Below are 13996 nucleotides of genomic sequence, written 5' to 3' on the forward strand. Positions count from 1 at the left end.
CTTCCACATGCATTTCACCCCGACCGGCTCCTCCTGGATCAACCAGGTCGAGCGCTGGTTCGGCTTCCTGACCGACCAGATGATCCGGCGCGGAGTGCACAAAAGCGTGCAAGCCCTGGAAAGCGACATCCGCGCCTGGATCGCCGACTGGAACGACAACCCACGCCCATTTGTCTGGAAGAAGACCGCCGAAGAGATCCTCGAATCACTCGCCAGATATTGCCGACAAATTTCTGACGCAGGACACTAGCGGGGAAAGACGATCGTCTTGTGGCCGTCGAGCAGGACGCGCTGCTGGGTGTGCCAGCGGACGGCACGCGCCAGGGCCTGGCACTCGACGTCGCGGCCGATGGCGGCGAGGTCCTCCGCGGAGTGGGTGTGGTTGACCCGGGCGACCTCCTGCTCGATGATCGGCCCCTCGTCGAGGTCGGCGGTCACGTAGTGCGCGGTCGCGCCGATCAGCTTCACGCCGCGGGAGTGCGCCTGGTGGTAGGGCTTGGCACCCTTGAACGACGGCAGGAACGAGTGGTGAATGTTGATCACGTTGCCCGCGAGCTTCACGCAGAGGTCTTCCGACAGCACCTGCATGTAGCGGGCGAGCACCACCAGATCGGCCCGGTAGTGGTCGACCAGGGTCAGGATCTCCGCCTCCTGCCTGGGCTTGGTCTCGGAGGTGACCGGCAGGTGGTGGTAGTCGATGCCGTACGACTGGGTCAGCGGCCGCAGGTCCGGGTGGTTGGAGACGACCGCGACGATCTCGATGTCGAGCAGGCCCGAGCGCATCCGGTAGAGCAGATCGTTCAGGCAGTGACCGAACTTGCTGACCATCACCAGGACGCGCGGCTTGATGGAGACGTCCCGCAGCTTGAAATCCATGCCGAACTCGGGGGCGAGCGCGGCGAAGGCCTCGCGCAGTTCCCCGTCGGGCAGCGAGGAGGCGAACTGCACCCGCATGAAGAACCGCTCGGACACGACGTCACCGAACTGCTGGCTCTCGATGATGTTGCATCCCCGCCCGGCCAGGAGACCGGAGACCGCGGCCACCACCCCGGGACGGTCCGGGCAGGACAGCGTCAACACAAACTCGGCCCTGGAAGTCATGCCTTCACCCTTGAGCTTGAGAGGTCGGATCGTACGAGGCTTCCACCTGACGTGGGCAGAGTACAGCGAATCCCGCCGCCGCACCCGGCGGTCCGGCAGGTGGCGGGCAGGGGGCGCCGAGGCCGCCGCAAGCGTGAGACCGGCGGACGTGACGGCGGTGGTAGCGTCCCTGGCCTATGGACGACCCTCAGCCGAACGACCGGCCCGCGGCCCGGGTGATCTGTGTGGACGGGGCCGGCCGGGTGCTTCTCATGCACTGGCGTGACCCCGTCGGGGGCCAGACCCTGTGGGAGCCGCCGGGCGGCGGGATCGACCCGGGTGAGACCCCCCTCGACGCCGCGCGGCGCGAGCTCGCGGAGGAGACGGGCCTGCCGGGTGAGGCGGTGCTGGACCGGTGGGTGCCGGTACGCCGGGAGTTCCACTGGATCGGCGTCCACTACGCCAAGACCGAGCGGTTCTATCTGGCCAGGTTCGAGGACACCCCGGAGGTGGGAGCGGGGTCGTTCACCGCCGAGGAGAACATCACCTACCTGGGCTCCGGCTGGTTCTCACCGGCGGAGATGGCCGACCTCCCCGGCTTCCTGGAGCCTCCGGACCTGCCGGAGGTCGTCTCCCGGATCATCCGGCTGGGGTGAACCGGGACCACCGGAGACGGCCGGTACCGAATGGACAGGGGTGAAAGCCCGCGCGGCCCTCGATCTCGCCGATCGAGGGCCGCAGCCGTCAGGGCCGATTCTTCCGGCCGGGAAGAATCTCATCCCTTGTGGATGGCGCTGGCGACGCCACCGAGCCTGGACACGCCGGTTTTGTGAACAATGATCTTTTTTATCGCACTCACCAGAGAATAGCGGTAGGTACGAAGAACAATTATTCGCGCATCTACGAAATAGGCAACACTTAGCAGTAAAGCAACCTAAAATTCAGATCATTGAGTTAAAGAGGACATAGCGGCTACCAGGTCTTTTTCTCCATAAATCACCACACATCCCCCTCGCTCTTCCCGGCGGATCTCGCGCCATCCGAACTTGCGATAGAGCTCCATCGCCGCGAGCTGATTCAGGGTGGTGTCACCACGAAGGCGTATATAGCCGAGTTCGACGGCCCGCGCCTCCAGTGCGAGGACCATCTGGGCGCCGAAACCGCGACGCTGGAACTCCGGATGGACCCGCATGCGGCACATCTCGGCGGTTTGGTCGTCGACGCGGCGGAGACCGCCCATCGTGACGACGCGCCCGGCGGGCATCTCCCCCACGAGGAACTCACCCCGGTCGGCGAGGTAGATCTCGTGGATCCTCGGGAAGTCGTCCTCGTAGTAGACGCCGTCCCCCGGCGCGAGACCGACCTGGGCCAGGCATATCTGGTGGAGCGCCCAGACCGATTCGAGGTCGGACCAGCGATAACGCCGAAGCGTTGGCTTCAACTGCCACTCCTGTCGGCCACCGGATCCTCCGTCGACGCGCTGCGGCTGCGCAGCGACTCCATGTAGGTCTTGAGCTTGGGATGGCCGGGCGCCTTCACCTCGACCTGTTTACCCACCTCGTGAGCGCGCTGCATGAGGATGTCGGGCCGGCAGGCCTCGTCGAGACCCGAGACCGTACGCTGGGCGATCTCCAGCGCCTCGTCCACGTCACCCTCAAGGATCTTGCACTGGGCCCGGTCGAACTTGATGAAGGTCGGATCGAGCCAGTCGGTCGGACCGTACTTGGTGAGCGCCTGTTCCAGGATGAGGTCGGCCTCCATCGCCTGCCCGAGCTTGACCAGCGCGTCTCCCTGGTGGAAGTAGAGCTGGCGCTCGGTGTAGCCGAAGGTCGAGTCGTCCTGGTCCGCGGCGGTCATCTGGGAGAAAGCCGCCCTCGCCCTCGACAGTGCCCGCTTCGCCTGGTCGACCACGTCCTTCTTGCCCGAGCCCGACATCATCGCCAGCGCGCGGGCCTCGACCACCGGGGCCATCGCCTGGGCCGCGCAGGGCGTCTGCCCGGCCAGGTCACGGCTCTTCTTGGCGAGGTTGAGAGCCTCGCGCGGATCGCCGTAGTAGAGCGGGACCAGAGCCTCCCTGGCCGTGACCCACGCCCTCAGCGCCCGGTCGCCGGTCTCGTCCGCCGCGGTCCTGCCGGTCCTGAAGAAGGACCTGGCGAGCCGGTGGTCACCGAGATTGACCATGATCATGCCGCTCAGACCGGCGAGCTGCGCCGCCATGCGGCACAACCGTTCCTGCAGGTCGACCGGTTGTCGCCGCTCCATGGCCTTGCGCACCGCGCCGAATTCGAGCATCACGTCGCACAGCAGCCTGAGCGGGGCGGTGTTCATGTACTGGCGGCCGAAGCCGATCGTGGATTCCTCCCACTGATCGAGCATCGCGGGCGAGACGGTGGCCGAGACCAGCGTGTCGTCCATCCTCCTGCGCATGCTCTCCACCGATCCGAGCACCTGTCCGTCCAGCGCGATGCCGCTGCCGGCCAGGAGCTGTAAGAGCGTCCTGCGTAGCACGTTCTCGTCCTCCTCACCCCCGTCCGCGGAATGATCGACGCCGATCGGCTGGATCAGCAGCTCACGCGGACCAGGGGAAGTTTCGGGTCTTCCATCCTGGAGATCACCTCGGACGACACCGGGCATCTTGTGGCCGTGGCCACAGATGCACGGGCCGTCGTACCCGAGGGAGGCGGGTTCGACCCGGTAGGCGGAGCACAGGTAGTGCAGGTATTCGGGACCGGGCCGCTTCAGCCCGCTCTCGTACGCGGACAGGAGCGTCTCACCGATGCCGGGGGCCGACTTGCCGTCGCGTTCGAACAGCGCCCGTATCTGTTCGATGACGTCCGCGAGAGCGACACCATGCGCGAGGCGGTGACCTTTAATCCGAGTGGTCCCGAATTGCGAACTACACTTTTCGTAGATTTCCTCGGCTATCTGCGCCGAGGACTTCCCGGCGGCCAGGCCACGGGCCCTGACCTGCCGCGCTAACTCTGTCTCCCTGTGCTGCCTGCCGGACATACCGGCCCCTCTCTCGTGGCCAGCTGGGCTGGCTGGCACACTGGTCCCGACCGGTCCTCTCTCCCTTGACTCAGTGTGATCTTTCCGTCGCACTGCGCCTACCGAGAATGATGGACCACGTTTGACTCATCCGGAACACGCTAATAAAGCCGCTGGCTAAGAATCGTCCCCCGAGGGACTGTTTCTTTCAACCTACTTGGCACATCGCCCACCCTGAACTGGGTTTTCCCCGAATTGACCCGTAGGGCCACCGTGAGTCATCTTTGGCGAGCAGCACCGTAAGCGTGATCGAACGAACACGATTCGGTGCCGGCGAACCGAGACCACGAGGAGGGACGAGGTGGGTGAAGACGATTTCCGGCACCTTGAGCGGCTGGTGACGGAGCTTGACTGCCGCGGGCTGCACGCCCGTGTGGTGCGGACCCACTCGGGCCGTGCGTTCGTGCGTGTGATCAATCCGAAGGCGACCAGCCTGGCGGAGAACGTCACCTGCCGGGCGCAGGCCGCCCCCAGCCATCGGGATTGGTATTACTGGTGGTCCTGGGGCGAACGAATGCACACGGTGGAGGATCCCGCCGGTGCCGCGACCAAGGTCGCACGCGTACTCGCCGCGGTAGGGGAGTGAGGTGAGCGGCACAGCGGGCTTCACCGCCCGATGTGCCGCGCCTGCCGCGGCTCGACGGAGTCGGCGGGGTGACCGGTGCGGAGCGTCCTCGGACGCTGGGCACCCCGCCGGCTCCGAATCGTCCGGCCGACACGCGCGAACTCCCGCCTGCGGAAACTTCGAAAACGCGGCCGGAACGCGGAGGCTCTCGCGAGCCGAAGCCCACGAACTGCTGTAGAGCAAAGGCTGCCGTCCGACATCTCGTCCGGGCGGTGACCGGAGGGATCCCTTTCGGGAACGGCACGGGACACGCTTCCGGGTGCGTGTCCCGTCCGGGCCACCCGTCACCGGGGCATCCGGGTCCGCCCCCGCGGCCCTAGACCAGGATGTCCCCGTCTTCCCCGGCGTGATGTGACGGAGGCCGGTTCGATCGGCAATATGGGTGGGTCGCATGACTCATCCGGTCTGCCGGTCGATCCGATCCGAGAGGGATCCACTCCGTGTTCCTGCTTTCCCCCACGCCCGCCCCCACCCCCAGCGTCACCCCCACCTCAGATGCGGGAGTCGTCGTCGAGAACCTTCTCGACGCGAGCGCGGGCTTAACACGGGGATGCGGGGACGGCGGGGGGGTAGTCTGCGACGTCGTGAAGATGTTCGTGCCCGCGGCCGTCGACTGGGTGGCCCCCGTGATCGCGGGCCTGATCGCCATCACGCTGATCGTGGTCATCGCGCTGATCCTGCGCAACGTGGCGCACCGGCTGATCGGCCGGGTGGTGCGCCGGGCGTCCACCGAGCGCGCGTCCCTGGCGGGGCGGCTGCGCGGCAGGGAGACGGTCACCCCCGAGGGCCTCGACGCGATCGTGGCCGAGCGGCGCAGGCAGCGGGCGGAGACCATCGGCTCGGTGCTCAGGCACATCGCCTCGATCATCATCCTGGGCACCGCCGTGCTGACCGTCCTCGAACGCCTCTCCGTCCCCATCGCCCCCCTGCTGACCAGCGTCGGCATCCTGGGCGTGGCGATCGGCTTCGGCGCCCAGGAGCTCGTCAAGGACTTCATCGCCGGCATGTTCATGCTCCTGGAGGACCAGTACGGCGTGGGTGACGTGATCGACGCGGGCGCCGCGGTCGGTACCGTGGAGGCGGTCACCCTGCGCATCACCCGCCTGCGCGACGCCGACGGCCGGGTCTGGTACATCCGCAACGGCACGATCACCCGGGTCGGCAACGAGTCGCAGGGATGGTCGCGCGCCACGGTCGACGTGCCGGTGGCCTACGCTTCCGAGATCCCCGTGGTCCGCGATCTGCTCAAGGAGGTCGCCGACGACATGTGGAACGAGCCCGCCTTCCGCGACTCGATCATCGTCGAGGAACCGCAGGTCTGGGGCATCGAGCAGATCTCCGACACCGCCATCATCTTCCGGGTCAGCGCCAAGACCATTCCCTCCCGCCAGGCGGAGGTCGCCCGCGAGCTGCGCCTTCGGATCAAGTCCGCCCTCGACCGAGCCGACATCACGATCGCCGCCTGACGTCAATTAGGCTGGAGACGTGTCCGCTACCCCCGAGGAACCCCAGTCCTTCTACGACGCCGTCGGCGGCGAGGAGACCTTCAGGCGTCTGGTGCACCACTTCTACCAGGGAGTGGCCGCCGACCCTGTCCTCCTGCCGCTGTACCCCGAGGACGACCTCGAAGGCGCCGAGGAACGGTTCCGCCTGTTCCTCATCCAGTACTGGGGCGGTCCCAACACCTACAGCACGCAGCGCGGCCACCCTCGGTTGCGGATGCGGCACAACCCGTTCGTCATCCGCTCGGCCGAGCGCGACGCCTGGCTCCGGCGCATGCACGACGCGGTGATCTCCCTGGAGCTCCCCGACGATCTGGAAAAGCGTCTCTGGGACTACCTCGTGTACGCGGCGCACAGCATGGTCAACGCCCCCGACGCGTGAACCACCGCGCGACCGGGGTCCCCGGCGCGCAGACCACGGCATGGTCAAAGTCCCCGGCATCACCACATGGCAGGGGACCCCGGCGGGTGAGTCACCGCATGATCAGGAACCCCGGCGCGCGGACCACCGCATGATCGGGGTTCACGACGCGCGGACCACCGCATGGTCGACGCCCTCCACGCACAAACGCCGCACGGCCGGGGGTCGCGACGCATAAACACCACCGAGCGGGGGCAACCCATGCTCATGGAAACCCCCTGGTGGCGTGACGCCGTCGTCTACGAGATCTACGTTCGCAGCTTCGCCGACGCCTCCGGAGACGGCGTCGGCGATCTGCCCGGCATCAGGCAGCGCCTGCCGTACCTCGCCGAACTCGGCGTGGACGCGATCTGGCTGACCCCCTTCTACCGCTCTCCCATGGCCGACGGCGGCTACGACGTGGCCGACTACCGCGACGTCGACCCGCTCTTCGGCACACTCGCCGACTTCGACGAACTCGTCTCCGAGGCGCACAGGCTCGGATTGCGAGTGATCGTCGACATCGTTCCGAACCACAGCTCCTCCGCCCACGAGTGGTTCCAGGCCGCGCTGCGGGGCGAGGGGCGTGACCGCTACGTCTTCCGCGACGGCGGTGACCTGCCGCCCAACAACTGGCAGTCGACCTTCAGCGGCCCGGCCTGGACCAGGACACCCGACGGGCAGTGGTATCTCCACCTCTTCGCCCCGGAGCAGCCCGACTTCAACTGGCGCAACCCCGAGGTGCACTCCGAGTTCCTGGACGTGCTGCGGTTCTGGCTCGACCGAGGGGTGGACGGGTTCAGGATCGACGTGGCGATGGGCCTGTACAAGGCCGAAGGGTTGCCGGACACCCCTCCGGAGGGACAGGCGTTCAAGGCCGTGTCGCCGATCTGGGGGCAGCCGGAGGTGCACGAGATCTACCGCGACTGGCGCAAGGTGCTCGACTCCTACGAGGGCGAGCGGATGGCGATCGGCGAGGTCTGGACCGACTCCGCCGAGGATCTCGCGCTGTACGTCCGCCCCGACGAGCTGCACCAGAGCTTCAACTTCGCCTGGCTGGAGGCGCCCTGGTCGGGGCCCGCGTTCAAGAAGATCATCGATGACACGCTGGCCGCCGTGACCGCTCCCACCTGGGTGCTCTCCAACCACGACGTGGTCCGCCACGTGACCCGCTACGGCAACGGCCTGACCAACTCCACGACGGGCCTCTCCCGGGCCCGGGCGGCCCTGCTCACCATGCTCGCCCTACCGGGCTCGGCATATCTCTACCAGGGGGAGGAATTAGGCCTCCCCGAGGTGAAGGATCTTCCCCCGGAGGCCCGCCAGGACCCCATCTTCGCCCGCTCCAAGGGAGAGCTGCCCGGCCGTGACGGCTGCAGGGTCCCCCTCCCCTGGTCCGGCGTGGCCGAGCCCTACGGCTTCTCGCCCGAAGGGACACGGCCCTGGCTGCCCCAGCCGGTCGAGTGGGTCGTGCTCTCCGCCGAGCGTCAGGCGAACGATCCGAGCTCGACGCTGAGCTTCTACCAGGAGGCCCTGCGCGCCCGCCGCGAGCTGCGCGGCACGCTGCCCGACGAGATCACCTGGCTGGACGCCCCCGAGGACGCCCTCATCTTCAGCCGAGGCCCCCTGACCTGTGTCATCAACTGCGGTTCCGAGTCGGTGCAACTGCCCCCGCACGACCGCGTCCTGATCGGCAGCGCCCCGGTGGACGGTCACCTGCTCCTGCCGGACACCGCGGTCTGGCTGTACACCCCCAACGACTGAGGCTCCCGGTGCGCGGCGGTCCGCCCGTTACGGACGGACCGCCGCGCACCGGAGAGACCAGCACCGGGTGAACAGGTGCCGTGACCGGACAGACCAGCACGCCGCAGGTGAGCAGGCGCCGAGCACCGGACAGACGAGCACGCCACGGGCGGGCAGGCGGACGCGCCGTGAGGGTGGCGGGGCCGCTCCACGAGGAGGAACGGCAGGCGCTCCAGGCAGGCGCTCCGGCCGCTCCAGGCAGGCGCTCCGAGGGCGGATGGCGCACGCCTCCGACCTCCTCGCCCTGCTCCCTGTCCCCCGCCCTCAGGCCTCAGGCCTCGGTGAACCTGTTCAGGTAGGCGAGCTCATCCTGGTTCAACCGTCGGGGGGAGGCCCTCTCCACGTCGTAGGCCACGAGCACCGAGCGGGCCTTGACGAAGATCTCCTCATCGTCGCGGATCTCGTACGCGAGGGTGAACCGCACCGGCCGGACCTCCGTCACCCACGACTCCACCCGGACCGGGTCCGGGCGGAAGGTGAGGGGACGCAGATAGTCGACCTCGTGCCGGGCGATCACGAGCCCTTTGAACGGCTCGTTGCCCTCGCGGTGGGGGTCGACATGGAACAGCGCCAGCCGCGCGTCCTCCAGATAGTCGAGAAACCGCACGTTGTTGACGTGTCCCAGCGAGTCGATGTCGGCGAACCTGACGGGCCTGGGAAACACATGCCGATGACCACGGCCGACGCCGTCCGCGATTCTCTGTCCGAACACACCAGAACCGTAGCGAGCCCCCGATGCCCCGCCGTACGGCGGGGCATCGGGGGCTCGTCGGAAGCGTGGCCCGTCACGACCGGACCACACCGGGCCCGGGCCACGCCCCTCTCGGGCGGGGCCCCTGCCGGGTGCGGCACCCCGGACCGGAGACCAGAGTGGTCTCCGGGACCGGGATCAGTCGCGGGTGAGCTTGCGATAGGTGACGCGGTGCGGCCGGGCCGCGTCGGCGCCCAGGCGCTCGATCTTGTTCTTCTCGTAGTCGGCGTAGTTGCCCTCGAACCAGAACCAGTTCGAGCCCTCTTCCCAGGCGAGGATGTGGGTGGCGATGCGGTCGAGGAACCACCGGTCGTGCGAGGTGATGACCGCGCAGCCGGGGAACTCCAGCAACGCGTTCTCCAGGCTGGAGAGCGTCTCGGTGTCGAGGTCGTTGGTGGGCTCGTCGAGCAGCAGCACGTTGCCGCCCTGCTTGAGGGTGAGCGCCAGATTGAGCCGGTTGCGCTCTCCTCCGGACAGGATGCCCGCCTTCTTCTGCTGGTCCGGGCCCTTGAACCCGAACGCGGCGATGTAGGCGCGGGACGGCATCTCGACCTGGCCGACCTTGATGTAGTCGAGCCCGTCGGAGACGACCTCCCAGACGTTCTTGGACGGGTCGATCCCGCCCCTGCTCTGGTCGGCGTAGGAGATCTTGACGGTGTCGCCGATGACGATCTCGCCGCTGTCGGGCGTCTCGCTGCCGGTGATCATCCGGAACAGGGTCGTCTTTCCGACGCCGTTCGGGCCGATGATGCCGACGATGCCGTTGCGCGGGAGGTCGAAGGAGAGGCTCTCCATCAGGACCCGCTCCTCGAAGCCCTTGGTGAGCTTCTCGGCTCGGATGACCGTGGTCCCCAGGCGCGGGCCCGGCGGGATCTGGATCTCCTCGAAGTCGAGCTTGCGGTGCTTGTCGGCCTCGGCGGCCATCTCCTCGTAGCGCTGGAGGCGCGCCCGGCTCTTGGTCTGGCGGGCCCTGGCGTTGGAGCGGACCCACTCCAGCTCCTCTTCCAGGCGCTTCTTGCGCTTGGCGTCTTTCTGGCCCTCAAGCTTGAGCCGCGCCGCCTTGGCCTCCAGGTAGGTGGAGTAGTTGCCCTCGTAGGGGTGGCAGCGGCCCCGGTCGAGCTCCAGGATCCAGTTGGCCACGTTGTCCAGGAAGTAGCGGTCGTGGGTGACGGCCAGGACGGTACCCGGGTATTTCTCCAGGTGCGACTCGAGCCACTGGACACTCTCGGCGTCGAGGTGGTTGGTGGGCTCGTCGAGCAGCAGCAGATCGGGCTGCTCCAGGAGCAGCTTGCAGAGGGCGACCCGGCGGCGCTCGCCACCGGAGAGCTGGGTGACCTCGGCGTCCGGCGGGGGGCAGCGAAGGGCGTCCATCGCCTGCTCCAGCTGGCTGTCGAGATCCCAGCCGTTGCGGTGGTCGAGGGCGTCCTGGAGCTTGCCCATCTCGTCGAGGAGCTCGTCGCTGTAGTCGGTGGCCATCAGCTCGGCGATCTCGTTGAAGCGGTCGAGCATCGCCTTGGTCTCGGCGACACCCTCTTCGACGTTGCCGAGGACGGTCTTGGATTCGTTGAGGGGGGGCTCCTGCTGAAGCATGCCGACGGTGAAGCCGGGCATGAGCCGGGCGTCGCCGTTGGACGGCTGCTCCAGGCCCGCCATCATCTTCAGCAGCGTCGACTTTCCGGTGCCGTTGGGGCCCAGGACACCGATCTTGGCGCCCGGCAGGAACGACAGCGTCACGTCGTCAAGGACGACCTTGTCGCCGTGCGCCTTGCGCACGCGCTGCAGTGTGTAGATGTACTCCGGCATGCCTTTAGTTTAGGGCCTGGGGAGTTCAGCTAGGGGCGGCCTCGGACAGGGTCCGGGAGTTCAGCCGGGAGTGGCGTCGGATCCCGGCCGGCGGGCCGGGGGCACGACGGTGACGGGCAGGCAGATCTGGTCGCGGCCGAGCTCCTTCGCTCGGTAAAGAGCGAGGTCGGCGGCGGCGAGCAGCTCGATCAGGTCGTCTCCGTGCACACTCATGATCGCGACGCCGACCGAGATGGTCACGGTGATCATGTTCTCGTCGGCGGGAACCGCCATCCGTCCCACCCGGGAGCGCAGCCGCTCGGCGACCCTGCGGGCCTCGGTCACGTCGGCCCTGGGCAGCAGGACGACGAACTCCTCACCGCCGAACCGGCCCACCACGTCGTAGTCGCGCAGCTGGCTGCGTATGGTGTCGGCCACCCCGACGAGCACCTGATCGCCGATCAGGTGGCCGTAGGTGTCGTTGACCCTCTTGAAATGGTCGATGTCGACGATCAGCAACGCGAGCGTCTCCCCCGTGCGACGCGCCCTGACGATCTCGGTGTCGGCCTCCCGCTGCCAGGCCGCGGCGTTCAGCAGGCCTGTCTTCAGATCGGTGCGGGCCGCCGCCTGGAGCTGGGCGTGCAGCAGGCTGCGCTGCAGCAGCACCACCGGCGGCAGCGCCAGGACCAGCAGGGCCAGGTTGAGCCCGCAGGTGATGGAGACGAGGACGCCGAGACAGAGCTCGACGACGTCGAGGAGCAGGTTCTCCCGGTTCCACAGGACCTCCCGCCAGCGGCTGTCGGGGTCGGCGGTGTGCGCGGCGACGGCGATCAGCGCGGTGTTGATCACCGTGAACAGGACCGCGCAGCCGATGGCCACCAGGATCGGTCCTCCCTCACCTCTGGTCAGCGCGTTCAGGTCGCCGACCGCGGCGTGGAAGAGCAGGGAGGCCGTGCATCCGGCCAGGCCGATCGCCGCGGAGCTGACGACCCGCCGGTAGACCACCGTCGCGCGCACCCGCCTCTGCAACAGGAACTGGAGCGGGATGGGCGCCAGGAGCGCGTAGAGGGGCGGGAGGAGCAGCGCGGCGGGCAGCCACCAGGCGGAAAGCAGATCACGGTAGACCCCCGCGGGCATGCCGAGTCTCCGGGTCGCCTCGATGCACACGGCTCCGCACGCCATCAACGCGGTGAAGGTCAGCACATCGGACCAGCGGAAAACACCGAATATCGAGAAGAACACGATCGCGGCGAGATCCAGCACCACCAGCCCGCAGAGGTAGCCGACCAGCGGGCGACGCTGCCCCAGCAGGGGCCACCGATCGACCAAGGGTGTCATGCCGTCGCGCGGTTTGACCGAGGTGTGACTGGGAGCCGCCATGTCGTCCCCCTCTCCGACTAACGATGTGTAACACAATAGTTGCGGAGTGTGCGACGCGCGATGGTAACCGCTACCTTTGGCAGAGTGAGTCAGCCCACCGGTTGACCCACGACTTGGAAACCGCTCGCTCGCGAGCGGGCCGTGTGGGAAAGGAGCAAGCCATGCTGCGGGGCGTGACCTGGACCTAACAGGTGTCTCGGCATCTGACACGGGCAAGACCATCGGCCGGCATCTCGGCGTCACCGCGCTGTCGCGGCGAGACACCGACCGCGTCCGGCCGATGCCCCCTCACTCCGCCCGCACCAGGCCCCCTCTCCGCGAGGCCCCTGCTCCGTCAGACGCTGAGGCCCCTGCTCCCGCAGATGCCGAAGGTCCCGCAGATGCTGAAGGCCCCTGCTCCCTCAGACGCTCTTCCCAGGCAAACCCCGTCCCTGCCGCCCCTGCCCGAACCTGGGCTCAGTCCTCCGTACGGGCCCGCGCTCGCCCTCTGGTCCGGCCCCGTCCGGCATCGGCCTCTCGCTCGTTTCGGCTTCACCTCGGACGCTGCCCACACCCGCGCTCCAGGCTTGAACGCCGGTCCACCGGGAGGCCCGCCGCCCGGGCCTCCCGGTGGAAAGTGGCTCAGGCCGCCACGCTCTCCCGCATGGGCCAGGGCGTCTCATCGCTCGCATCCGGGCGGATCCTCGTCGCACCCGGCACACCCCCGGCCGTCTCCTCCCCCGTGCCCGAGCTTCTCCTGCCCGCCGCGTCCTGCCGCCTCGTCGGCGTGCTCTTGCCCGCCCTCCCCCGCCTCGCCGTGGTCTCTCCCTCAGCCGGTTCCTTCCCGGAGGCCTCGTGATCCGCCCCGCGCGGCGGAACCCCCGCGGCCTCTCCGGAATCAACGCCCTCTTGGAGGTAGATGGCGTCCCGGAGGTCGATGGCGTCCCGGGACTCGAGGATGTCTCCGGAATGGGTGATGCCCTCGGGATGCGTGATGTCCCCGGGCATCGCACCGTCTCCGGCCGCCTCACCGCCCGGCGTGATCTCCGTCTCGCGCGGCGTGGACGTCTCGTCGTCGAGGCCGGTCTTCGAGGCGTCGGAGCCGGCCTTCAGCAGGGACAGGGCACCGACAGCTCCGGCCGCGACGGGGGCGCCGCCGCTCATCGCCCAGTCGGAGGTCTCCCGGTCGAGCTCGATCCGCTCCGCGCTGCCGAGAGCCGCGACCGGCCCGCCGCGCTGCGGCTTGGTGAAACTCCCGAGCCCCCAACGCAGGTCGTGACCGAGCGAGCTGGCCTCCACCTCGGGCATGAACCGGCGCTCCCCCTCGTGGGCGAACTCGCGGATCCGCAGCCGTCCCTGGACCACGACCGGCTGGCCCAGATGGACCGACTGTGCGACGTTGTCGGCCAGCCCGCGAAAGCAGCGGACGCCGAAGTAGGTCGTCTCACCGTTGCGCCACTGCTGGTTCTCGCGATCGAAGTAACGGCTCGTTGAGGCGATCTTGAGCGAGGTCACCCGGGAGCCGTCGGGGAAGGTGTGCTGGCGCGGCGGGGCCGCGACGTTACCGGTCAGCGTGACGTAGATGTCGTTCATCGTGCCTCCCATGAGAGCCGGCTGAGTGCCGGCGGCATGAGGACACGATGGCC

At 68.2% G+C, this 13996-nt stretch carries 13 protein-coding genes and 1 pseudogene; 7 read left to right on the plus strand and 7 right to left on the minus strand.

Going from position 1 to position 13996, the window contains the following annotated elements; all coding sequences use genetic code 11:
- Window positions 1-250: pseudogene (locus tag AB0G15_RS09760) on the plus strand (IS630 family transposase); the annotation flags it as partial.
- On the opposite strand, the gene purU reads toward AB0G15_RS09760, so the two are convergent.
- Window positions 247-1101, minus strand: coding sequence for a formyltetrahydrofolate deformylase (gene purU / locus AB0G15_RS09765; protein ID WP_362837107.1), 855 nt, complete (start codon window positions 1099-1101; stop codon window positions 247-249). The pseudogene AB0G15_RS09760 and the gene purU sit on opposite strands and share 4 nt — an antisense overlap.
- Before the next feature lie 176 nt (window positions 1102-1277).
- Between purU and AB0G15_RS09770 the strand changes: the two genes are divergently transcribed.
- Window positions 1278-1736 (plus strand): NUDIX domain-containing protein, encoded by a 459-nt coding sequence (locus AB0G15_RS09770; RefSeq protein ID WP_362837109.1) that lies wholly within the window; start codon window positions 1278-1280, stop codon window positions 1734-1736.
- 290 nt (window positions 1737-2026) lie between these two features.
- Here the strand turns inward: AB0G15_RS09770 and AB0G15_RS09775 are convergent, their stop codons facing one another.
- A complete protein-coding gene (locus AB0G15_RS09775; RefSeq protein WP_362686973.1) occupies window positions 2027-2521 on the minus strand; it encodes a GNAT family N-acetyltransferase in 495 nt (164 codons plus the stop codon).
- The gene (locus AB0G15_RS09780) at window positions 2518-3588 is read right to left on the minus strand and encodes a hypothetical protein (RefSeq protein ID WP_362837111.1); all 1071 of its coding nucleotides are present in this window, start codon (window positions 3586-3588) and stop codon (window positions 2518-2520) included. Before AB0G15_RS09780 ends, AB0G15_RS09775 begins: the two co-directional genes overlap by 4 nt.
- 30 nt (window positions 3589-3618) lie before the next feature.
- Here AB0G15_RS09780 and AB0G15_RS09785 point away from each other — a divergent pair, with 30 nt between their 5' ends.
- The 5 genes from AB0G15_RS09785 (at window position 3619) to AB0G15_RS09805 (ending at window position 8419) form a co-directional block, all read left to right on the plus strand.
- On the plus strand, window positions 3619-4059 hold the full coding sequence (locus AB0G15_RS09785; RefSeq protein WP_362837113.1) for a hypothetical protein: 441 nt from the start codon (window positions 3619-3621) through the stop codon (window positions 4057-4059).
- Window positions 4060-4429: 370 nt separating this feature from the next.
- A complete protein-coding gene (locus AB0G15_RS09790; protein ID WP_326643182.1) occupies window positions 4430-4714 on the plus strand; it encodes a hypothetical protein in 285 nt (94 codons plus the stop codon).
- Window positions 4715-5343: 629 nt separating this feature from the next.
- A complete protein-coding gene (locus tag AB0G15_RS09795) occupies window positions 5344-6219 on the plus strand; it encodes a mechanosensitive ion channel family protein (RefSeq protein WP_362837496.1) in 876 nt (291 codons plus the stop codon).
- A 19-nt stretch (window positions 6220-6238) separates the two neighbouring features.
- Window positions 6239-6637, plus strand: a complete 399-nt coding sequence (locus AB0G15_RS09800; protein WP_362837116.1) for a globin — start codon at window positions 6239-6241, stop codon at window positions 6635-6637.
- Between the two features lie 240 nt (window positions 6638-6877).
- A complete protein-coding gene (locus AB0G15_RS09805) occupies window positions 6878-8419 on the plus strand; it encodes a glycoside hydrolase family 13 protein (RefSeq protein WP_362837118.1) in 1542 nt (513 codons plus the stop codon).
- 310 nt (window positions 8420-8729) lie between these two features.
- Here the strand turns inward: AB0G15_RS09805 and AB0G15_RS09810 are convergent, their stop codons facing one another.
- The 4 genes from AB0G15_RS09810 to AB0G15_RS09825 form a co-directional block, all read right to left on the minus strand.
- Entirely contained in the window at window positions 8730-9170 is a 441-nt protein-coding gene (locus AB0G15_RS09810) for a thioesterase family protein (RefSeq protein WP_362837120.1), read from the minus strand.
- Window positions 9171-9347: 177 nt separating this feature from the next.
- Window positions 9348-11012, minus strand: a complete 1665-nt coding sequence (gene ettA, locus AB0G15_RS09815) for an energy-dependent translational throttle protein EttA (RefSeq protein WP_362837122.1) — start codon at window positions 11010-11012, stop codon at window positions 9348-9350.
- A gap of 60 nt (window positions 11013-11072) precedes the next feature.
- Window positions 11073-12371 (minus strand): GGDEF domain-containing protein, encoded by a 1299-nt coding sequence (locus AB0G15_RS09820; RefSeq protein ID WP_362837124.1) that lies wholly within the window; start codon window positions 12369-12371, stop codon window positions 11073-11075.
- A gap of 621 nt (window positions 12372-12992) precedes the next feature.
- Complete coding sequence (locus AB0G15_RS09825) at window positions 12993-13943, minus strand: single-stranded DNA-binding protein (RefSeq protein WP_362837126.1); 951 nt, start codon at window positions 13941-13943, stop codon at window positions 12993-12995.
- Between the last annotated feature and the right edge of the window lie 53 nt (window positions 13944-13996).

Source organism: Streptosporangium sp. NPDC023825, assembly GCF_040639575.1.
Classification (GTDB): domain Bacteria; phylum Actinomycetota; class Actinomycetes; order Streptosporangiales; family Streptosporangiaceae; genus Streptosporangium.